Consider the following 21,709-nt stretch of genomic DNA (forward strand, 5'->3'; position numbering starts at 1 on the left):
ACGGGCAGAGGCAACGGTGGTGCGCGCAGAGCGCACCACCTTGGTTGCGTCCGGCAGCTAGCGGCTGCCGCCGTGGATATAGTGCTCGAGCTGCTCGATGATGAATTGCTGCTCGGAGATGATGTCCTTCACCAGGTCACCAATCGACAGCATGCCGAGCAAATCCTCGCCATTCATCACCGGCAAGTGGCGCATGCGATGCTTGGTCATCAGCGCCATGCATTCGTCGGTGGTCTGGTCGCCACTCACATAGATGACCGACGATGTCATGATGTCGCGCACCAGCGTATCGCGTGACGAACGCTGCATCAGGATGACCTTGCGCGCATAGTCGCGCTCGCTGAGGATCCCCACGATCTTGCCGTGCTCCATCACGAGCACGGCGCCGATGCCCTTTTCCGCCATCAACTGCAGCGCGGCATATACCGTCGCCGTGGGCGGAATGCTGAAGATGGCTTGAGTCGGCTTGGACTCTACGACCTGGCGTGCGGTTGTCATCACCCACTCCTTCTTCTGTCGATCATGCGCTGCGGCAGAGATGCCATGTCCATCAGATTAGCAAAGGATAGTGCGCCCTGACAGGGTGACTTACACGAATCTTCGCGAAGCGGGATCTGAGGGAAACTATGCGGTCGCCCGTGGAGGCCTCACTCCGTCAGCATCCTCACCTTCACCTTCTTGCCTTTGACCTTCCCGGCATTGAGCCGGCGCACCGCTTCCTTGCCGATGGAGCGATCCACCGCGATGTAGGTCGACATCTCCATCACGTTGATCTTGCCGATCTGCTCCTTGGTAAAGCCGGCCTCGCCCGTCAGCGCGCCCAGGATATCGCCCGGACGGATCTTTTCCTTGCGCCCGCCGAGCATCTGCAGGGTCACCATGGAGGGCAGCAGCCGTTCATTGCTGGCCGGCTGCAGTTCGGCCAGCGGATGCCATTCGAACTCGCCGCCGTGGTGCTGCTCCAGGTTGCCGACGCGCCCCATCTCGTCCATGCTGACCAGGCTGAAGGCCCAGCCCTCTTCACCGGCACGGCCAGTGCGGCCGACGCGGTGGATATGGATTTCGGGGTCCGGCGTGACTTCCACGTTGATCACTGCGCCCAGTTGCGCGATATCGAGCCCGCGCGCGGCCACGTCAGTGGCCACCAGCACCGAGCAGCTGCCGTTGGCGAACTGCACCAGCACCTGGTCGCGGTCGCGCTGCTCCAGGTCGCCGTGCAAGGCCAGCGCCTGGAAACCCTGCGCGCGCAGCAGGTCCACCAGATCACGGCAGCGCGCCTTGGTATTGCAGAATGCCAGCGTGCTGGCCGGACGGAAATGGTCGAGCAGGCGCCCCACGGCGTTCAGCCGCTCGCCTTCCTCGACCTCATAGAAATACTGGCGGATGCTGGTGCTGTCGTGCCGCTCGGCCAGCTTGACCTCCCGCGGCTTGCGCAGGAACTTCTGCGTCAGCTTGTCGATCCCGGGCGGATAAGTCGCCGAGAACAGCAGCGTCTGGCGCTCGCTCGGACAGCGGCTGGCGACGTAAGCGATATCGTCGAAGAAGCCCATGTCGAGCATGCGGTCCGCTTCGTCGAGCACCAGCGTGTTGATCGCCGACAGCTCCAGGCTGCCGCGGTCGATATGGTCGAGGATGCGGCCCGGCGTGCCCACCACCACATGCGCGCCATGGACCAGGCTGTCGACCTGCGGGCGCATTGGCGAGCCACCGCACAGCGTCAGCACCTTGATGTTCTCTTCGGCGCGCGCCAGGCGGCGGATTTCCTGCGTGACCTGGTCGGCCAGTTCGCGTGTGGGACACAGCACCATGGCCTGCACGTCGAAGCGGCGCGTGTCCAGCCGGTGGAGCAGGGCCAACGCAAACGCGGCGGTCTTGCCGCTGCCGGTCTTGGCCTGGGCGATCAGGTCGTGTCCGGCGAGCGTCAACGGCAGGCTGGCGGCCTGGATCGGCGTCATCTCGTCATAGCCAAGCTGGGCGAGCGTGGCAAGCATGGCCGGCGACAGCGGCAGGGCGGAGAAATCCGCGGCGGGGGCGCCGGCTTGCGGCGTTTGGGAGTTTTCGTTCATGCCGGATTGTAGCAACGGGGTTTCGGTCGACCGCCCTCAGGCGCGCTTTTTCACCGGCACCGGTTCCTGCGGCGCCCAGCCCAGGCGCGACAGCAATGCCTGCGCGGCCGCCGGGGCGCGTTCCTTGGCGCCGTTGATGAAGAAGATGAAGACTTCGCGTTTTTTCGCCGCTGGCTGCTTGTCTTCCACCTGCTCCAGTTCAGCCGGCGCCTTGCCCGCGGCCCAGGTCTGCGCGTGTCCGGCCCACGCGTCGAGCGCCTTCGGCCCGTAGCCGGTCGGCAGCTTCTCGCTGCTTTCCATCAGGCGCGCGTAGACAAAATCCGTGGTCAGGTCCGCGATCGATGGAAACTTCGCCGAGTCGGTATAGACCGTGGCGGCCTTGTATTTGCGCGCGAGCTTCAGGTATTCGGGCACCGCGAAACTGTCATGCCGGACTTCCAGCACGTGGCGCAGCTTCACGCCTTCCACGGAATCCGGCAGCAATTGCAGGAAGGCTTCGAAATCCCCGGCGTCGAACTGCTTGGTCGGGGCGAACTGCCAGACCAGCGGCCCGAGCTTCGAGCCAAGCTCCGCGATGCCGGAATCGATAAAGCGCGCGATCGATTCGCCCGATTCCGCCAGCACGCGGCGGTTGGTGGCAAAGCGCGAGGCCTTCACCGAGAACACGAAATCATCGGGCGTTTCGTCGCGCCATTTGGCGAACGACGCGCGCTTCTGGGTGCCGTGATAGGTGCTGTTGATCTCGATGGCCGTCAGGTGCCGGCTGGCGTATTCCAGCTCACGCGACTGCGCGAGGCCGTCGGGATAGAAATTGTCGCGCCACGGCGCGTAGCTCCATCCGCCGATGCCGACGCGTATCAGACGTATCAGGGTATCGGCCCCGGTCTTGCGCCGCGAGGCGGGCTGCGGTGCGGAGGCAACCGGCTTGGCCGGTGTGGATGCGGACTTGCCCATTGTGCGTGCTGCCATGGCGCGATCTCCCTGGGCGCGAGAATCGAAGTCTAGCGGGAAACCGCAGCCGGCGGAAATGAGAAGGCGGCACCAGTCGAAACAAAGCCGGGCGCAGGCAAGCGCCCGCTCCCGGCTCCCCCGGTTGAACCGGTCCAATCAGAACGAGAAGTCCTGGATCACGTCGGCGGTGTTGACATCCACCGGCTGCGATTTCACCACCCCTGCCGCGCTGGTGGCCTGCACGCTGTACTTGCCGCCCGCGGCGCCGTCCGGCTGCAGCGGGATCGGCAACGCAGCCTGGTACGTGCCAATCACCGGGGCCGCCACCGGCAGCGCCGGCGCAGCTGGGAAGAAGCTGTAGGCACCGGTATCGCTGGCGGCCGCGGTTGCGGCAATCTCGAAGGTGCCGCCGCTGACCAGTTGCAGCGCGCGCAGCGTCACGTCGGCAGATGCCGGCGACACCGTGCCCGAAACCTTTCGGTACGCCGACGTCGGCAGCGACATCGGCGAGCCCGCCGTCGAGATCGCGGTACTGCCGCCCGCCACGACCGGCACGCTGCGCACGATGCCCGTGCCGCGGCCATTGGCCGAGCCCGGCACCACCACCACATCGACCGGACCGGCAGTGCTGCTCTGCTCGATCGGCGAGAGCGTGAAGTTACCGTTGGCATCCGCCACCGTCGCCTTCACCACCACGCCGTTGCGCTCGGCATAGACGCTGGCGCCCGGGGCCGAACTCACCACGCCGGTCACGGCACCGCTGACCACCATGGGGATTGCCGTCACGACCGGCTTCAAGCCATAGCTGCCGTTGCCACGTTTCACCACGGACTTGCAAGCGTCGAAGTCCAGCACCAGGTCGGTCAGCGTGCCCGATGCTACCGTGAACGGACGGTTGATCTTGATGCCGGATTGCACCGCGCTCGGTGTATCCAGCGTCTGCTCGCTAGCGCCGGTCGGTACGACGGAGTTGGCCAGCGCCGCCGAGCCGGCCCCATTGTTCGCGTCGAGCACCAGCCGGATCTGCTGATAGTTACCGGCCGGCAACGCGGTCTGGCCCAGTGTGGACAGCACGCCGTTGGTCAGCGACAGCAGGTCGATTTTGCGCGCCGGCGTTACGTCGATGTTGACCCAGCCGCTGGCGCCCGGATCGGCATTGGCGCTGGTATGCACGCGCACCCGGTTCACGGTCACGAAGACATGGTCGAAGCCGCAGGCCGGCGCGTCGGTCATCGAGACCTTCAGCGTTCCCTGGCCACCACCACCTGAATCATCACCACCACCGCCGCCGCACGCTGCCAGCCCCAGGGCCCCGGCCAGTGCGACGATGCGCAATGCGCTGTAAGAACAGGATTTGGAAAAGTCAGACACGGTATGTCTCCGCTTGTTGTTGGAAGCTAACCGGAGAATATGTTGCAAACCGCACAAGCGTTGTAAGTCTTTGTAATGGGTTGTAAAGGAACGACGCCTTGTCTGCATGTTCGATCAGCCAAACGTCGCCTGCGCCAAGACGACGTGTGCGAGCGCGCGCGACGCAGTGCAGCGAAACATTTGCTGCGCCGCGATCAACGTGAAGCTTCGGCGCGGCTTGGCCGGACAGACGACGGACACTGCATGGCAACGGCGGTTGCATGGCAGCGCATCGTCACGCAAGAAGCGACTCGGCGCGATGCCAGGGAGCATCGGATCGATTCGTGAATGCATGCATTCACGACAGCGACGCACGACGAATCTCGCATCGTGTCGAAGGATGGCAGGGGCCAGTGGGCGTGCGCCGCCGGCCTGCACGCGCACGCAGCCGGGATCAGGACACCAGGGCCGTCAGCCGCGCGTTCAGGCGCCCGCGTGTAATCGCCGCGATCTGCGCCAGCGCCTCGTCCAGTTCCACTGGCGTGCTGCGGTCCACGCGGCGCTCCAGCGCAGCGAAGATGCCCTCACGCGTGTAGTGGCGCACGCAGACGATGAACGGAAAACCATGACGCGCGAGATAGGCTTGGTTCATGTTATCGAGCGATGCTTCCTGCTGCGCCGACATCGCATCGAGCCCCGCACTCTTCTGTTCCGCATTCGAGTCCGCCGTCATCGTGCCCGCGCGGATGTTCGCGCCGGACAGCAGCGGGTGCAGGTTCAGGAAATCGCGCTGGCCCTTGTCGTCGAGCTTGCGCACCACATCCATCATCGCGTCATGCAGCGCCGCCACCGATGCAAACGGGCGCTGTGCCCAGGCCCCTGCCGCCGCCTGCGGAAAGTGCTCGAACACGCTGCCGAACACGCGCTCGAAGCCGGCCTGGTCCAGCGCGTTGACCGGCGCGAGATCGATTGACTGTGACATGGACTGCTCTCCCGTAAAACCCGCCGCGTCGGCAAGGCATGGACGTTGAATACGGGCCGAGTATAGGAAGCGCTCCGGGCAGCGGCGAGGCCCGCCACCCTATAGGTCGCATAACAGAATCCGATACCGCTACGCTGCCGGCATGTCGCGCAGATTGCGCAACGCTTGCGAGGCTGCCGTCAGCATGCCGCGCAGCCACATATGTGCCGCAGAGCGGTGGCGCGACGGATGCCATAGCTGATAGAAGCGCATGAACGGAAACTCGATCGGCGGCCTCAGCACGGCTACCGGCACCTGCTGCGCGTGATAGTTGGCAAAGTGGCGCCCCGTGGTCAGGATCAGATCGGTGCCAGGAATCAGACTCGGTGCAAGATTGAAATACGGGCAGCTCACGCGGTTGTCGCGGTGCACGCGCATGGTGCTGAGTCCCGAATCGACCAGCCCGCGCTGGTCGCGCGAATAGGGCGTGGGCACGATATGCGCTGCACCGAGATAGGCCTGCGCGGTGAACTTGCCTGGCTGGTTGTGCACGCTGTCCTGCGCCACCATGCAGACCACCTCGTCCTCCAGCAGCACGGACAGGTGCAGGTGTTCCGGCGGGTTGGGCCAGTTGCCGATGACGATATCCGCCGTGCCTTCCGACAAGGCCTGTTCGTAGTCGAAGCTCGCGCTCAGCGGCACGGCCACCAGGCGCGCATGCGGCGCCGCGCGGCGGAATTCGCGCACCACGTGCGCAAAGAATGGCGGCGCGAGGTAGTCCGGCATCGCCACGGTGAAGGTCTGCTCGGTGGTGGCGGGATCGAAGCGGTCATCCGACACCAGCAGGTTGTCCAGCGCACTGAGCGCGGCCTGCGCGTTGCGCGCGATCTGCAAGGCGCGCTCGGTGGGCACCATCACGTTCTTTTCGCGCGTGAGCAGCGGGTCGTTGAAGATTACGCGCAGCCGCTTGAGCGCCGAGCTGATCGCCGGCTGCGACTGGTTCAGGCGGATGGCCGTGCGCGAGACGCTCTGCTCGGCAATCAGGATGCACAGCACGCGCAGCAGGTAGGTATCGAAGGGATCGTCGGCGCGGATCATGATGGAGTCCTGGGCGAGGATGGCAGCCGGGCGCAGCCGGCGACGCAATCGTCGCATTATCGCCGCTTGTCGTCCCCGCGAAGGCGGGAGCCCAGTGACTTTCAAGGTCCTCGCCGAGGACAAGCCGCTGGGTTCCCGCCTTCGCGGGAACGACAGTGATTGTGAGCGCGTGCGTGGAACGGGGCCGGCATAGGGTAATCCATAATCCCGCCAACCTGACGCCGGATCGCCCGCAAACCCGCGCCGCACAAGGCCTTGCGCTCCATATCGATGCTGATATAGGGCCTATACCAGCCCTCCCGTTCCCCCCTGTCAGCGCGTTCCTATACTTGCTTCCAACCAAACGACGGCGCCCGCCGCATCGCCTCTCAGGCAGCCGGGCCGCACGACGCAAACTGACGAGACAGGAGACACCATGTCCATTACGAAGCAAGGCGTGCCGATCTTCGCCGGCACAGCGGACGACGCTGAAGCCAGCGTCTACCGCAAGGTCTCCTGGCGCCTGCTGCCCTTCCTGGGCGTGCTGTGGGTGCTGGCGTGGCTGGACCGCGTGAACATCGGCTTCGCCAAGCTGCAGATGCTCGATTCGCTGCAGTTCAGCGAAGCGGTGTACGGCCTGGGCGCCGGCATCTTCTTCATCGGCTACTTCCTGTTCGAAGTGCCGTCCAACATGCTGCTGCAGAAAATCGGCGCCAAGAAGACCATCATGCGCATCACGATCTGCTGGGGCGTGATTTGCATGCTGCAGACCCATGTCTCCACGCCCCTGCAGTTCTACACGCTGCGCTTCCTGCTCGGCGCGTTCGAAGCGGGCTTCTATCCCGGCGTGATTCTCTACCTGACCTACTGGTATCCGTCGGAACGCCGCGCGCGCGCATTCGGCACGTTCATGTCGGCATCGGCCATCGCCGGCGTGCTCGGCGGCCCGCTGGCCGGCTGGATCATGACATCGATGGGCGGCGTGCATGGCATGCACGGCTGGCAGTGGCTGTTCATCATCGAAGGGATTCCGTCCGTGCTGGCCGGCATCTTTGCCTGGTTCTACATGACCGACAAGCCCGAGCAGGCCAAGTGGCTGACCGACAATGAAAAACGCGTGGTGCTCGACGCCCTCAAGCGCGACAACGCCGCCATGGGCGAACGCGGCCACGACTGGCGCAGCGTGTTCACCAACCCGAAGGTGTGGCTGCTGATCGCGATCTACTTCTGCCTGCTGTGCGCCAACTCGACGCTGACATTCTGGATCCCGACCATCATCAAGGACGTGGGCTTCACCACACCGATGGCGGTCGGCTGGATTGCCGCGGTGGCCTACCTGTGCGGCGCCATCGGCATGATCGCCAACGGCGCACACTCCGATCGCCGCAATGAAGTGCGCTGGCACTTCAGCACCGCGGCGCTGGTTGGTGGCGGGGCCATGGCTGTGCTCGCGATTCTGCTCGGCATGAACGCGCTGTCGCCGGTGATCGCCCTGCTCGCCATGACGGCCTCGCTGGTTGGCACCATGAGCGCGATTCCCGTTTTCTGGCAGCTGCCTAACCGCTACCTGGCCGGGAGCGCCGCTGCGGTGGGCGTGGCACTGATCAACTCCGTCTCGAACCTGGCCGGCTTCGGCGCGCCGTATGCGATGGGCCTGATCAAGACCGCCACGGGCAAGGTCACCACCGGCCTGTACGTGGTGGCCGTCATCGAAATCGCGGCTGCGGTGCTGGTGGTGTTCGGCATCCGCCAGCTCGCCAACAAGCGTGGAGCCTGATATGCGCGACCAGCAAGATCCCGACTTCGACGCCAGCCGCCGCCGCTTCGCGCTGCAATCCCTGACGCTGGGCGGCGGCGCGCTGCTGGCCGGCAACGCGCTGGCCGAGACCGCGCCCAACCAGACCACCGGCCCCGTGCAGCAAGGCGGCCTGAGTCCGCGCCTGACCATGCACGCGCTCGATACCTGGCACGGCACGCCCGCCGCCGGCATGCGCGTCGACATGTACCGCATCGACAACGGCCAGCCGCGCCACATGCAGACTGTCACGCTGGCCGCCAACGGCCGCAGTGAACCGCCGCTGCTGATCGGCGACACCTACCGCACGGGCACCTACGAACTGCTGCTGCACGTGGACGAATATTTCGCCGCGCGCAAGGCCAACCTGCCGCAGCCGCTGTTCCTGTCGAAGATCCCTCTGCGCTTTCGCGTGACGGACGCGAGCCAGCGCATCCACCTGCCCGTCCTGTTCGGGCCGTGGAGCTACAACTACTATCGCGGCAGCTGATGCGGCCCGTTTGCTGACAAGGAGACCGACATGGCAGGCATCAGTACTCACGTACTCGACGTATCGCTCGGCAGGCCCATCGCCGGCATGCAGATCGAACTGTTCGACATGGGCACGCAGCCGCCCAAACTCATTACCCGTGCGCGCACCAACAGCGACGGCCGCACCGACACACCGATGCTGCCCGCCACGCAGGCGCGCACCGGGGATTTCGAACTACGCTTCTGGGTGGCCGATTACTTCAAGACGCCGGACGTGTTTGCGGATATCGTCCCGGTGCGTTTCACCGTTGCCGATGCCGCGCAGCACTACCATGTGCCGCTGCTGTGCTCGCCGTGGAGCTTCGGGACGTATCGGGGTAGTTGAGTGTTCATGTGGTACTGCGCGTTTCTGCGCCCGGGCGGCCAAGCCAGGCCGCCCGTTTTTGTTTGTGGCGCATCATTCATACCGGCGTCATGGGATTCGCGTGGTCGCACCCGATAGCCCGCTACACTTGCCCGGTCCAATGAGACGGTTTGATGCATTCCCCCGGTCAACCCTGCCAATCAGGCAGCGTTCCGGAGCCATGGGCATCGGTCCGTTCAGGCATGCGGCCGCCTGCTCGTCCCTTAGTTTCCACAACGGTAACCATCAGATGAAGACACGCATTGCGATTGCAGCATTGGGCACACTGCTTCTCACGTCGATTGCCAGCGCCAACGAACCGCCGCACTGGACCTACCAGGGCAAGACTGGCGCGAGCCAGTGGGCCCACCTCGAAGCGGACTACGCCGTGTGTGGTACGGGCCAGCGCCAGTCGCCGATCAATATCGAGACACGCAAGGTGACCGGCACCACGGCACAGGCCATCGATCTCTCCTATGCGCCCGCGAATGCCGAGGTCATCAACAACGGCCACACCATCCAGGTCGAACCAGCCAATGGCGGCACGCTCACCATCGATGGCGCGCAGTACAAGCTTGCGCAGTTCCACTTCCACACACCGAGCGAGGAGAAGATCGACGGCAAGTCCTATCCGCTGGTGGCGCACCTTGTGCACAAGAGTGCGGAAGGCAAGCTGGCGGTGATCGCCGTGCTGTTCCGCACGGGCAAAGCGAATGCGGCGCTAAAACCGGTGTTCGCCAGCCTGCCGGCGAAGACCGGTGACAAGCACGCGTTGGATGGCAACATCAACGTTGGTGACCTGCTGCCAGCGAAACGCGACAACTACACGTTCATCGGCTCGCTGACTACGCCGCCTTGCAGCGAAGATGTGCGATGGGTGGTGATGAAGACACCGGTGTCGGTTTCGTCCGCGCAGCTTGAGGCGTTCAGAAAGCTGTACAAGATGAATGCGCGGCCGGTGCAGGCGGTGAATGGGCGGGAGGTGTTGGTGGGCAGATAAGCCCTTCGCTCGCCTAGAGTCCCCGCACGCCCCGACACTTTGGGAATGTCGCGCAACCCCAGAACGAATTGCCGGCATTTGCCCCCTGCTTTGCAATACGCCGGACCATAGACCCTCCGCAGCGCGGACAAGCAGGATCTGACAACCGAGGCGCAGGCGTTGGCGGGGCCTTTGCCTGAAGACCGTGCTGCGCATGCGCTTCTGGCCGCTTCATCAGTTCACTTTCGCGAGCCCCATTAATCCATGTCGCCAGCGCCTGGCCATCTATTAGACGAATATTTCTACCCTTTGCAAACGTCTGTGCATCGATAGTAAAAATACCTGACGTCACAACATAGCCGCCTGTTGCGCCCTCCGCCGCCATGGCACCCAGCAACTCCCGAACGACGGTTACGGATACCTTGTAGGCGCGCCACTGCTTGCATTGCACAAGGAACACTTCATTGCCCTTGCGCAGGCGGAGGTCAACGCCGCCGTCCGCGCCGCCGCCGCCGGTTTCTTCTACGGCGTAGCCGCGCAGCCTGAAGGCCTCCCCGACCAGCAATTCGAAATCGCGCCAGTTCATTCCACGCAGCGCGGCGCCCGAGCGATCCGCCGCCACGTTTTGGACTAGCCCTTCGCGCTTGCGGCGCTTCACGAAGGATGCTGCGGCCCCGGCCAGCAAGATGAGTGGCACGATGTACTGCCCATAAGTCGCTAACGCCTTGGTCATCTGCCCAACAACCATTTGCCCCATCTGACCGGGCTGAACTCGAACAGGAATCTCCGCGACGGCGTAGCGATGCAGAAAGCCATAGGTGACCGCCGCCAGCACGATGCCTGCCCACCATGGCGGCAACGCTGCCAGCCCAAAGAGATCTTCGAAGACGCTTGTGTTTTTTCTTCTTGCCATGGCGCGTTCCCTGGTCCGACCGCTCGAAATTTCCTGCAATACGGAATGAAACTCCGCAAGAATTGCGGGGATTAGGGGCGATTATCACCGCACCGGCCGCAAAATGTGCGTCAATCGCTATTTCTCTGGTTGCGACAGCGCCGGATACTTCTTCGCATTCATCTCCATCTTTGCCCGTACTGCCGCATCCAGATCCACGCCCAGCGCCGTCACGAGCTGCGTCAGGTAGATCGTGATATCCGCCAGTTCCTGCTCCACATGCGCGCGCTCGTCCGTCGACATGATCCCGCGCGATTCCTCTTCGGTCTGCCACTGGAAGATCTCGACCAGTTCGGCCACCTCCACGCTCAGCGCCATGGCCAGGTTCTTGGGGCTGTGATACTTGCCCCAGCCGCGCGCTTCGCCGAAGGCGATGGCGGCTTGCTGGAGATTCCTGATATCGATGAGAGGCATGATTTGCTGCATGACGTGTCTTCGGCAAAGCCGTATTGAAACATGCCAGGGCGGCCAGCAACCGGTGGCCAAACGGCATACGCTAGAGGTTCAGCATCCTCCTTATGGCGGCCCGGCATGCGTTCATCCATCGGCATGGCTGTCTTCACCCTGGCAGGCACCCTTGCCTACCTGGCGCTGCCCGTTCTCGGCTGGGGCGGCATCGCGCCCTTCTTCGCCCATCCCGCGCGGATCGTATTAGCCGAAGCAACCATGGCGCTCGCCGTGGTCGCCGTCTTCTCCCAAGGCAATATCAGCAGCGGCGAACGCGAAGACCGCGGCAACCGCTGGGTGCTCGCGGCGTTCGGCGTGCTCGGCCTGCTGGCCGGCTATGTGCCAGCGTGGAACGACCGCATCGGCTTCTGGGTCATCGACGGTGACACCCTGCGCTGGATCGGCGTGGCGCTGTTCGCCGGTGGTGGCGTATTGCGGCTGGTGCCTGTCTTCATCCTGGGCAAGCGATTCAGCGGGCTGGTCGCGATCCAGCGCGGGCACAAGCTCGTGACCACCGGCCTGTATGGCGTGATCCGGCACCCAAGCTATCTCGGCTTCGTCGTCAGTTCGCTGGGATGGGTACTGGCCTTTCGCTCGGGTGTGGGCGTGCTCCTGACATTGCTGATGATCCCGCCGCTGGTGGCACGCATCCGTGCGGAGGAAGCGTTGTTGCGATCGGAGTTTGGGGCGCAGTATGAGGCGTATTGCGCGAGGACCTGGAGGATGGTGCCGGGGGTGTATTAGAAGGGCCGAACGGTTCCGTGTCAGCGATGCTTCAACATCGTCAGCAGCGCATGGGCAACGGGATCCGAGGATGCAGGATTCTGGCCCGTGACCAGCAGGCCGTCCGTGACGACATACGGTTGCCAGTCTCCGGCCTTGGAATAGTTGGCGCCGTTTGCCTTCAGCATGTCCTCGACCAGGAACGGCACAACATCCGTCAGGCCGACCGCGGCCTCTTCGCTGTTCGTAAATCCCGTGACGTTCTTGCCCTTGACCATCGCGCTGCCGTCCTTCGCCTTCACATGACGCAGCACACCCGGCGCATGGCAGACCAGCGCGACGGGCTTGCCGCTCGCCAGCGTGGTTTCGATCAGGGCTTTGGAGTGGACATCTTCGGCGAGATCCCACATCGGACCGTGGCCGCCTGGATAGAACACCGCGTCGTAGTCGCCGGCCGAGACATCGGACAGCTTCCGCGTCGACGCCAGTACTGCCTTTGCGTCGGCATCGGCGTCGAAGCGGCGGGTCGCGGCGGTCTGGAAGGCGGGATCATTGCTCTTCGGATCGAGCGGCGGCTGACCACCCTTTACCGATGCGAGCGTGACCTCGACACCGGCATCCTTCAGCACATAGTACGGGGCCGCGAGTTCTTCCAGCCAGAAGCCGGTCTTTTCACCGGTGTTGCCAAGTTGGTCGTGAGAGGTCAGGACAATCAGGACTTTCATGTTCGAATCTCCGGGAGATGTAGCGGGATATGTCCATGCTGTGCGAGAGACCGCCAGGAACTATGCGGCGCCCTGGATCGGCTGGTCGCGTCGCTTTCGGCACACGGACTTCCAGCGGGACCGCCTTGCGGCATACGGACCCTGTAAGCATGGTGCATGCGCCTTCAAAGTCAAAGGCCGACTCGGCTTGCAGGCGAAGCAAGCGACGCTGCATCGCTCGCGTTCGGCAGTTCATTGCTGAAACGCGCAGAATCGATAGTGATGGAGTCTGCGATAGGCGACTTGCAGCCACAAGCCAGTCAGTGTTATCGACCCGCCGCTATAGTGTCGCCTTCGCCTTTGCTCAGCCACCCGCTGCGGCGAGCCCATCAATCAGGGACAAACATGAAGTTCAGCAGCGACACGTTGCACAGGCACGATGGCAGCTAACAAGAGGACGACCATGGCGCGGTCACTGAATCCCGGCAGGCAATGGATACGCCTTGCCCTGGCGCTTGTGGGCGCCGTACTGCTTGGCGACGCCATCGGGCTGATGTCCATGGGGTTGTTCAGCTTCGGCATCGTGCTCCCCGGCGGCATCGGCATCGCGTTCCTGCTGCTCGCGCTGGGCTGGCATCGTGTCGCACGCTGGCGTCAGGCCAATCGGCGCAGGCAGTGGCTATGGCGTGCAGCGTGGACCGCGTTTGCCGTCTGGCTTCTGACTGTGGGTGTGTACTTCCACGGTATCCGCAGCGACGCCGGCGTGACCGTGCCCGCGGGAGTTCCGATCAAGGCGATCATCGTCCTTGGCTCCGGCACACCAGACTGCACGGCATCGCCCGCGTTGAAAGCACGACTGGACAAGGGGCTGGTGCAAGCCCAGCGATGGCCGGCGGCGAAGGTGGTGGTGAGTGGCGGACAGGACTTCGAGCGGCATTGCACCGAGGCGGACATCATGGCCGACTACCTTATGGCGCGTGGCGTTGCGGCGGAGAGGTTGATTCGCGAGCGCCGCAGCACCAGTACCGAGGAGAACCTTGTGTTCAGCCGGCGCATGCTGGAAGAGCAAGGTGTTGATGACACTGGATCGATCATCGTGGTGACCAGCGATTTTCACGTGCGGCGCGCCCTGGGCATTGCACGGAAGGCGGGATTCAGCAAAGTCTTCGGCGTGGGCGCCGGCACGCCGTTGTACCTGCGCTTCAATGCATGGCTGCGTGAGTACTTTGCATCGATCAGCAGCTGGATCCTGCGCGAGTATTGAGGCTTAAGGCGGCTGCTCCACGCTGACCTGTTTTCATAACATCCCGCAACGACGCAGGCAGATGCCTTCGCCCGGGAGGGTAAGGAAACGACCCTGAAAACTGTGGCCTAACCATGCCGAAGGCACACCGGCGCGCGATACTCCACTGGTGTCACGGCTTGCACCAGCCGCTGACGCCACTGCGACGGCGAGACGCCGAACTCGCCCGAGAACCAGCGCGTAAAGGAACTCGGCATCGAAAAGCCGAGCAGCTCCGCCACCTCGGCCAGCAGATGGCCGCCGCTGACCAGGTACCGCACCACCAGTTCGCGCCGCACGTCATTGACCTGATGGGAGAACACGGTACCCGCCGATTTGAGCCTGCGCTGCAGTGTTCGTACTTCCATCTCCAGTCCCCGGGCCACCTGTTCGATCGAAGCGTGGCCCATTGGCAGCAGCAAATAGATGGCCTTGCGAACTTCCAGCACACAGGATGTCGCGCAGGCCACCGACTGCGCCTCCAGACAGCGGCGCGCGTACTCCGCCATCATCGGATCCGCGATCGGGTTGGGATGGTCGAGATCCGCGGCGGCACAGGCGATCCCGTTGAACTCGCTGTGAAACTTCAGCTTGCAGCCGAACATCCGCTGATGCAGCCGCGGATCGGCTGGCGCGTCATGCGTGAAATGAACGCTGTGCGGGTTCCACTGCAGACCGAGCAGGACACTGCACGCGCGATGCAGCGTACCGGTGGCGAGCTCGATGGCCTGGCGGGATACCGGCGCATCCTCCAGTACGATTTCCTCGCGCACGATCACCGTCGTGCCGGCGTCCTCCACCAGCATCGCCAGCGATTCGTTCATCAGGCTGCGATAACGGATGAGGGTGCGTAATGCATCACGCAGGGTGGCCTGGTGTGTCAGCAACAGGCTGATGGCGCCCAGGTCCGCGAGCTGGCGCGTCGCGGCCATGCGCAGGCCGAATGACTGGCATCCGCTGGCGCGCGCCGCCTCGTCCAGCAAGGTCATGACCGTGGTCACCGGAATGCGCTGGTCCGGGTCATCGAGCAAGGCGCGCGAGACGCCTGCCGCGCGCAGGATCGGTTCCGTATCCAGCCCCAATTGCGACGCTACGTCGAAGTAACCCGTCAACGCCGCCGCGCGAACCTGTGTCGTCATGCGCCCTCCTCTGATCTTTCCTGCAAGGATGGTGTGGGCAGCAAGCGATAAGTTTGACGGCGATCAAATTGCTGCGGCCGGGCCCCCACCCTTGGCATCAAACGCAATGAGCGTGTCGCGCAATGAAAAGTCTCCCCTCTTCCCGGACAGTAATTTTCACCTGACGCCAAGACGCGTTGACTGACCCCGATCCAAAACGGCAGGAGACAAAGAGTGACTTCAACCAGCATTTCCCATCGCCCGGCAGGACGCGGTATCGCATGCCCGGCTTCCGTCATTACCCGCACGGAGGCCGCATGATGCGCGTAGAACAACTGACCGCCACCATTGGCGCCGAACTGACGGGCGTGAGCCTGGCCGATGCCATCCACGATGACGGGCTGTTCGGAGAGATCCGTGCCGCCCTGCTGCGGCACAAGGTGCTGTTCCTGCGCGACCAGCACATCTCCCGCGCCGAGCACGTCGCGTTTGCCGAGCGGTTCGGCCGCCTGGAGAATCACCCGGTAGCCGGCAGCCATCCGAAATACCCGGGCCTGGTGCAGATCTACAAGCAACCGGACCAGCCGATGGACCGCTACGAGAACGCCTGGCACACCGATGCGACCTGGCGTGAAGCGCCGCCCATGGGATGCGTGCTGCGCTGCGTGGAGAGCCCCGCCGTCGGGGGCGACACGATGTGGGCCAACATGGCGCTCGCCTATGAGAACCTGCCCGAGCACGTGAAGACGCAGATTGCCGGCCTGCGCGCCCGGCACAGCATCGAGGCCAGCTTTGGCGCCGCCATGCCGATCGAGCGGCGCCTGGCACTGAAGGAACAGTATCCCGATCCGGAGCACCCGGTGGTGCGCATCCACCCCGAGACCGGTGAAAAGATCCTCTTCGTCAACGCCTTCACCACCCACTTCACCAATTTCCACACGGCAGCCAATGTGCGTTACGGCCAGGACTACAACCCGGGCGCGCTCGAGCTGCTGCGTTACCTGCTGTCGCAGGCGTTCATTCCCGAATACCAGGTCCGCTGGCGCTGGAAGGCCAACAGCATGGCCATCTGGGACAACCGCAGCACCCAGCACTACGCGGTGATGGACTACGCGCCCTGCCACCGCAAGATGGAGCGCGCCGGCATCATCGGCGACAAGCCGTTTGGCATCGGCGAGCGCGCCACCGACAGCCGTACCCCCGAACCCGCACTGGCCGCCTGAGCCAACCACCACCACCAGGAGAGAGACATGGATTTCATCGACGGTTCACTGTTCCCCGAGAACCAGCAGAAGCTGGTGATTACCGCAGCCCCTTATGGTCCGGAATGGATGCCTTCCGATTTCCCGGAAGATATCCCGGTGTCCATGGAAGCGCAGATCCAGAAAGCCGTGGACTGCTACAACGCCGGCGCCACCGTATTGCACGTGCATGTGCGTGAAGCGGATGGCAAGGGTTCCAAGCGCCTGTCCAAGTTCAACGAACTGCTGGCCGGCATCCGTGCCCGCGTGCCGGACATGATCCTGCAGGTGGGGGGCTCGATTTCCTTTGCGCCCGAGAGCGACGGTGATGTCGCCAAGTGGCTGTCGGACGACACCCGCCACATGCTGGCCGAGCTGAAGCCCACGCCGGACCAGGTGACGATCGCCATCAACACCAACCAGATGAACGTGGTCGAGCAGATGTGCGCGGCCGACGTGGCCGGCACCTCGCTGGCCGAGCCGGCGAACTATCGCGCCTATCGCGAGATGACCATTCCCGCCGGGCCGGAATGGGTGGAGGAACATATCCGCCGCCTCAGCAGCAATGGCATCCAGACCCATTTCCAGCTTGCCACCATCGCGCAGCTGGAAACGGTGGAGCGGATGATGCGCAAGGGCAGCTGCAACGTGCCGCTGATCCTGACCTGGGTGGCGATCGGCGGCGGCTTCGAAGCGCCAACCCTCTACAACCTGGCGAACTTCGTGCGGGCCTGCCCCAATGGCTCGGTGCTGACGCTGGAGACCTCCATGCTCAACGTGTTGCCGCTGAACATGATGGCCATCGCCCTGGGCTTGCACGTGCGTTGCGGCATCGAGGACAACATCTGGACCCAGCGCCGCGACCGCAAGATGGGCACCGTGGAACAGATCGAGCAGCTTGTGCGCATGTCGCGCGAGTTCGGCCGCGACGTAGCCAACGCGAAGGAAGCGCGCGAGATCTACAAGATCGGCACGTTCTATGACAGCGCCGCCGAGACGCTGGCCGAGAACGGATTCGCACCGAACCGCAAGCCTGGCCAGGTCGGATTCACGCAGCACGCCAGCCGCGCCTAACCAGCACGTCTGCGCCGAGCCTGTATCGGCATGCCCGCCGCGCCGCCCCGCAGACACTGCGGGGCGGCATGGCGGGCATTGTTTTTTGCCGGATCCTGACCGCTGTGTCGGTTTGGCATCACGCAAATGCCACCTTGATCTGTATCAACAGTTGCCTCCCCTCCCGCCACTAAGCTTGCGATCGCCGACGGGTAGGCCGAACAACAACAAGACACAGAGAACAAGAGCGCGACATGCCGTATACAACCCTGGATATCGAGATCGAACGTCTCGTATCAAAATCAACCCTGGCGTGCGAGCCGCTGACCCCCGTCAGCGAAGTGGTCGCCAGCATGGCGGAGCGCCGCTGCAGTTCGATTGTGGTGATGGAGCAGGGCCGGCCGGTCGGCATCTGGACCGAACGCGATGCGCTGGCGCTCGGCGACGACGTCGGCGCCCTGTCCCGGCCGATCCGCGCGCTGATGAGCCATCCCGTGCAGTCCCTGCCCGGCCGCACGCGCCTTGGCGACGCCGTCGTGCATTTCAGGAACAAGGGCATCCGCCATTGCCTGGTGGTCGACAACGACGAGCGTCCGCTCGGCATGCTCTCGCAGACCGATCTGGTCCTGGGCCATGGCGCGGAATTCTTCCTGCGCGCCAGGCCAATCGATTCCGTCAAATTGTCCCGGCCTGTCATGGTGGCGCCCGACACCAGCCTGACCGAGGCCATGCACACCATGCGCACCGGCGGGCTGAGCGCCATCGTCGTCCGCTACGCTGCGGACGAGTACGGCATCCTGACCGAGCGCGATATTGTCCGGCTGGCAGCCGCCCAGGCGCTTGGCGGCACGGTGGCCGAACACGCCACGCGCCCGCTGCGCGCGCTGCGGCGGTCGCAAAGCCTCTACATGGCCCGCCAGACTCTGGTCGAACATCGTATCCGCCATGTCGGCGTACTCGACGACCGCGGCGAACTGGCGGGCGTGCTGAGCCTGGCCGACATCCTGAGCACGATCGAGTACGAATATGTACACGAGCTTCAGCAAGCGCTGCGCGAGCGCGATGAAGCCCTGCTGCAGTCCGCCTACCACCTGAAGCTGGCCGACCGCGTGTTCGAAGCCACGCTCGACGGCGTCATGGTGACGGACCTGAACGGGGTGATCGAGCGGGTGAACCCGGCATTCACGCAACTGACCGGCTATTCCCAGGCCGAGGCCATCGGCCAGACCCCTCGCATACTGAGCTCGGGCAAGCAGGGCCGCGCGTTCTACCAGTCGCTGTGGCGCGAGCTACGCGAGCAAGGCAGCTGGCAGGGCGAGATCTGGAACCGCCGCAAGAACGGCGAACTCTACCTGGAATACCTGTCGATCTCGGGCATCCACAACCCCGACGGCAGCTGCACGCACTACGCCGCCATCTTTTCGGACATCACGCAGCGCCGGAAGGATGAAGAGCGCCTGAACCACCTGGCGATGCACGACGCGCTCACGGCCCTGCCGAACCGCACCCTGTTCAGCGAGCGCCTGAAGCATGCCATCGCCCACGCCGAGCGTGCCGGCAGACGGGTGGCCGTGATGTTCCTCGACCTCGACCGCTTCAAGCTGATCAACGACACCATGGGGCATGGCGTGGGCGATCACGCGCTCATCAGCATTGCCCGGCGGCTCAAGGAATCCGTTCGCGAGACCGACACGGTAGCGCGCCTGGGCGGCGATGAGTTCACGGTGGTCATCGAGGACATCGAAGACATCCGCCACGTCGCGCAGATTGCCCAGACCTTGCTGAAGGTAGTCGGGCACCCGATCGACACACACGGACAAACCGTGTTCGTGACGCCGAGCATCGGCATCAGCATCTACCCCGATGACGGCACCGACCCGCATCAGTTGCTGATGCAGGCCGATCTGGCCATGTACGAGGCCAAGGACGAAGGCAAGAACAACTTCCGCTTCTTCGCCGCGCAGATGACCGCGGCCTCGATGGAGCGGATCACGCTCGAAAGCGAGTTACGCAACGCCCTGGCGGCCGATGAATTCCGCCTGCACTACCAGCCGGTCTATGACTTGCGCAGCGGGGCCATCGTCAGCGTGGAAGCGCTGCTGCGCTGGCAGCATCCGACGCGGGGCCTGTTGGGACCCGGTGCGTTCATTACAACGGCCGAGGATTCGGCATTGATCGTGTCGATTGGCGCCTGGGTCCTGCGCGAAGCCTGCAGGCAGGCGCGCCTCTGGATCGAAGAGGGGTTCGCGTTCGGCCGGATGGCGGTCAACCTCTCCGCGCGGCAATGCCGCCACGAGCAGTTCCTGCATGACCTCACCGGCATCCTGAGCGATACCGGCCTGCCGCCGGCCAGGCTGCAGCTGGAACTGGTCGAGAGCATGGCAATGACTGGCAATGGGGTGACGGAATTGCTGCTGGGTGAGCTAGCGCAGCGTGGTGTGAGCCTTGCTATTGATGATTTTGGGACGGGGTATTCGTCGTTCACGTATTTGCAGACCTTGCCGGTGGATACGCTGAAGGTGGATCGGTCGTTTCTCGCTGGTATCGATGCGCACCGGCGTGACAGTGCGATCGTGCGCGCGATTGTCGCCATGGCGCATTCGCTTGGGTTGACGGTGGTGGCGGAGGGGGTGGAGAACGAGGAGCAGTTAAGGTTTCTGCGGGAAATCGGTTGTGATCGGGGGCAGGGGTTTTTGCTGGCACGGCCTGTCGCGGCTGAGCGGCTACCGCGTGCGGGCATTGGCGGCTGACATCGAGACTGGCCGCCACCGGCACGCCTCATCGAATCAGCGCTGGCGCCTGGGCAAGCAGATAGAGCGTCGCTCCGATCAGCCCGCCAACGATGGTCCCGTTCATGCGGATGTACTGCAGGTCCTTGCCGACGTTGAGCTCGATCTGCCGTGACATATCCTTCGCGTCCCAGCTGCGCACCGTATTGCTGATATGACGCGTGATAAAGTCCGCAAAGTCGGGCGCCATCGTGCGCGCGGCATCCCTCAGGTGCTGGTTCAGCGCCTGCCGCAGGGATTCGTTGCGGGCCAGCTCCTCGCCAATCCACTGGCCGGCGCCCGCCACCTTGCGATAGATGGCGGAGTCCTCGCGCGCCAGGTCTGCCTTGAGACGTTCTCTCCATTCGCCCCAGAGCTCCCCGATGTAGGCATTGAACGCCGGATGTTCACGCAGATAGCGCTTGATGTCGTTGGCCTTTGCGCGAAACGACGCATCTTCCTTCAGGCGCTTAATCAAGCTATTGGTCACCTCGTCGAACTTCCTGCGCAACTCATGGCTGTCGTCCTTCTCGACTTGCGTCAGCACGCGCGACAATCCCGCTGAGATCATTTCCGCGCCATGACCGCTGATCCATTCAGTCGGTAATACTTTCTCCTTGTACGGATGCTCCAGCTTGAGCCATTCCGCGATTCGCCCGGCAATCATGTCGCGCGTGTCCGGACGCTTGAGCAGCTCCACCAGATGCGTGATCGATTCCCGCAGCAGCGCCTGGTGCCGATTGTCTCGCGTCAGCGTTTCGAGGATTCCGGCCGCTGACTGGGTGAGGTCCACCTGATCGATCATGGCATCGACGGCGTCCTTGGCAAATGCCTGGACTGTCTTCTCGTCCATCAGGTCGAGCGCACTTCGTGCGAAGCGTGCCACGGCATCGCCCATGCGGCGCGTATTAGATGCGGAATCGAGCCAATCGGTGACAACCTGTGCAGGGTTGTGCTTGTCGATCAGCGCGACCACCGAGTTCACATCGAGGAATTTTTCCTTGACGAAGACAGCAAGCCCGTCGGCGATGTCGTCTCGCTTGCGGATGATGATATTGGTGTGGCCGGCGAGCCCCGGTACCGGAATACGGCGGAACAAAGCGACTACCGCGAACCAGTCGGCCATGCCGCCAACCATGGCAGCCTCGGCCGCAGCGCGCACCCAATCGGTGGCAAAGCCTTGTGGGAGGAAGATCGTGATCGCAAAGACGAGCGTCGCCGCGAGTAGCAGGGCCATCGCCTTGCGCTTGGCGTTGCGGAGTTCTAGTTCCTGATTCATTGAAGATTGGTAGAACGATGGATGGAATATCTGTGTGGCCCTACGGAAATCCACCGCACAACTTGCGGCAACTGAGTGGGCTTTAGGCC

The 21,709-nt window shown here is 63.8% G+C and carries 20 protein-coding genes; 9 read left to right on the plus strand and 11 right to left on the minus strand.

Going from position 1 to position 21,709, the window contains the following annotated elements:
* Window positions 1–57 precede the first annotated feature (57 nt).
* From AC3FKG_RS26240 to AC3FKG_RS26265, 6 genes are all read right to left on the minus strand, one after another.
* The gene (locus tag AC3FKG_RS26240) at window positions 58–498 is read right to left on the minus strand and encodes a CBS domain-containing protein (protein ID WP_483710028.1); all 441 of its coding nucleotides are present in this window, start codon (window positions 496–498) and stop codon (window positions 58–60) included.
* A gap of 149 nt (window positions 499–647) precedes the next feature.
* Complete coding sequence (dbpA, locus tag AC3FKG_RS26245; RefSeq protein WP_488744524.1) at window positions 648–2,066, minus strand: ATP-dependent RNA helicase DbpA; 1,419 nt, start codon at window positions 2,064–2,066, stop codon at window positions 648–650.
* 36 nt (window positions 2,067–2,102) lie between these two features.
* Window positions 2,103–3,035, minus strand: coding sequence for a DUF72 domain-containing protein (locus tag AC3FKG_RS26250; protein WP_488744525.1), 933 nt, complete (start codon window positions 3,033–3,035; stop codon window positions 2,103–2,105).
* Window positions 3,036–3,173: 138 nt separating this feature from the next.
* Complete coding sequence (locus tag AC3FKG_RS26255) at window positions 3,174–4,388, minus strand: DUF4382 domain-containing protein (RefSeq protein ID WP_483710022.1); 1,215 nt, start codon at window positions 4,386–4,388, stop codon at window positions 3,174–3,176.
* A gap of 433 nt (window positions 4,389–4,821) precedes the next feature.
* The gene (uraD, locus tag AC3FKG_RS26260) at window positions 4,822–5,349 is read right to left on the minus strand and encodes a 2-oxo-4-hydroxy-4-carboxy-5-ureidoimidazoline decarboxylase (protein ID WP_488744526.1); all 528 of its coding nucleotides are present in this window, start codon (window positions 5,347–5,349) and stop codon (window positions 4,822–4,824) included.
* Between the two features lie 129 nt (window positions 5,350–5,478).
* Complete coding sequence (locus AC3FKG_RS26265; protein ID WP_483710019.1) at window positions 5,479–6,426, minus strand: LysR family transcriptional regulator; 948 nt, start codon at window positions 6,424–6,426, stop codon at window positions 5,479–5,481.
* A gap of 415 nt (window positions 6,427–6,841) precedes the next feature.
* Here AC3FKG_RS26265 and AC3FKG_RS26270 point away from each other — a divergent pair, with 415 nt between their 5' ends.
* The 4 genes from AC3FKG_RS26270 (at window position 6,842) to AC3FKG_RS26285 (ending at window position 10,074) form a co-directional block, all read left to right on the plus strand.
* Complete coding sequence (locus AC3FKG_RS26270) at window positions 6,842–8,182, plus strand: MFS transporter (RefSeq protein WP_483710017.1); 1,341 nt, start codon at window positions 6,842–6,844, stop codon at window positions 8,180–8,182.
* A gap of 1 nt (window position 8,183) precedes the next feature.
* Window positions 8,184–8,690, plus strand: a complete 507-nt coding sequence (gene uraH, locus AC3FKG_RS26275; protein WP_483710015.1) for a hydroxyisourate hydrolase — start codon at window positions 8,184–8,186, stop codon at window positions 8,688–8,690.
* Window positions 8,691–8,720: 30 nt separating this feature from the next.
* Window positions 8,721–9,056 carry a hydroxyisourate hydrolase gene (gene uraH / locus AC3FKG_RS26280; protein WP_483710013.1) on the plus strand — a complete coding sequence of 112 codons (336 nt, stop codon included), beginning with the start codon at window positions 8,721–8,723 and terminating at the stop codon, window positions 9,054–9,056.
* A 268-nt stretch (window positions 9,057–9,324) separates the two neighbouring features.
* Window positions 9,325–10,074, plus strand: coding sequence for a carbonic anhydrase (locus AC3FKG_RS26285; RefSeq protein ID WP_488744527.1), 750 nt, complete (start codon window positions 9,325–9,327; stop codon window positions 10,072–10,074).
* Window positions 10,075–10,087: 13 nt separating this feature from the next.
* On the opposite strand, the gene AC3FKG_RS26290 is transcribed toward AC3FKG_RS26285, so the two are convergent.
* Window positions 10,088–10,966: a restriction endonuclease gene (locus tag AC3FKG_RS26290; RefSeq protein WP_488744528.1), complete on the minus strand. Its 879-nt coding sequence runs from the start codon at window positions 10,964–10,966 to the stop codon at window positions 10,088–10,090.
* Window positions 10,967–11,083: 117 nt separating this feature from the next.
* Window positions 11,084–11,419 carry a nucleotide pyrophosphohydrolase gene (locus AC3FKG_RS26295; RefSeq protein ID WP_488744529.1) on the minus strand — a complete coding sequence of 112 codons (336 nt, stop codon included), beginning with the start codon at window positions 11,417–11,419 and terminating at the stop codon, window positions 11,084–11,086.
* A gap of 117 nt (window positions 11,420–11,536) precedes the next feature.
* On the opposite strand from AC3FKG_RS26295, the gene AC3FKG_RS26300 reads away from it, so the two are divergent.
* Window positions 11,537–12,196, plus strand: a complete 660-nt coding sequence (locus AC3FKG_RS26300) for a methyltransferase family protein (protein WP_488744530.1) — start codon at window positions 11,537–11,539, stop codon at window positions 12,194–12,196.
* Between the two features lie 20 nt (window positions 12,197–12,216).
* On the opposite strand, the gene AC3FKG_RS26305 is transcribed toward AC3FKG_RS26300, so the two are convergent.
* The gene (locus tag AC3FKG_RS26305) at window positions 12,217–12,900 is read right to left on the minus strand and encodes a type 1 glutamine amidotransferase domain-containing protein (protein WP_483710006.1); all 684 of its coding nucleotides are present in this window, start codon (window positions 12,898–12,900) and stop codon (window positions 12,217–12,219) included.
* A gap of 442 nt (window positions 12,901–13,342) precedes the next feature.
* On the opposite strand from AC3FKG_RS26305, the gene AC3FKG_RS26310 reads away from it, so the two are divergent.
* Entirely contained in the window at window positions 13,343–14,143 is an 801-nt protein-coding gene (locus AC3FKG_RS26310) for a YdcF family protein (RefSeq protein ID WP_483710004.1), read from the plus strand.
* Window positions 14,144–14,250: 107 nt separating this feature from the next.
* Here AC3FKG_RS26310 and AC3FKG_RS26315 read toward each other — a convergent pair whose 3' ends face one another.
* Window positions 14,251–15,300, minus strand: a complete 1,050-nt coding sequence (locus AC3FKG_RS26315; RefSeq protein WP_488744531.1) for an AraC family transcriptional regulator — start codon at window positions 15,298–15,300, stop codon at window positions 14,251–14,253.
* 299 nt (window positions 15,301–15,599) lie between these two features.
* On the opposite strand from AC3FKG_RS26315, the gene AC3FKG_RS26320 reads away from it, so the two are divergent.
* The 3 genes from AC3FKG_RS26320 to AC3FKG_RS26330 all read left to right on the plus strand — a co-directional run bounded on the left by AC3FKG_RS26320 (window position 15,600) and on the right by AC3FKG_RS26330 (window position 20,323).
* The gene (locus tag AC3FKG_RS26320; RefSeq protein ID WP_488744546.1) at window positions 15,600–16,502 is read left to right on the plus strand and encodes a TauD/TfdA dioxygenase family protein; all 903 of its coding nucleotides are present in this window, start codon (window positions 15,600–15,602) and stop codon (window positions 16,500–16,502) included.
* Between the two features lie 27 nt (window positions 16,503–16,529).
* Window positions 16,530–17,594 (plus strand): beta-keto acid cleavage family enzyme, encoded by a 1,065-nt coding sequence (locus tag AC3FKG_RS26325; protein ID WP_483710000.1) that lies wholly within the window; start codon window positions 16,530–16,532, stop codon window positions 17,592–17,594.
* Window positions 17,595–17,827: 233 nt separating this feature from the next.
* Entirely contained in the window at window positions 17,828–20,323 is a 2,496-nt protein-coding gene (locus tag AC3FKG_RS26330; RefSeq protein ID WP_488744532.1) for an EAL domain-containing protein, read from the plus strand.
* A gap of 28 nt (window positions 20,324–20,351) precedes the next feature.
* Here the strand turns inward: AC3FKG_RS26330 and AC3FKG_RS26335 are convergent, their stop codons facing one another.
* Window positions 20,352–21,620, minus strand: a complete 1,269-nt coding sequence (locus tag AC3FKG_RS26335) for a DUF445 domain-containing protein (protein WP_488744533.1) — start codon at window positions 21,618–21,620, stop codon at window positions 20,352–20,354.
* Window positions 21,621–21,709: the final 89 nt, after the last annotated feature.

This window comes from Cupriavidus sp. 22TCCZM04-2 (assembly GCF_057798895.1).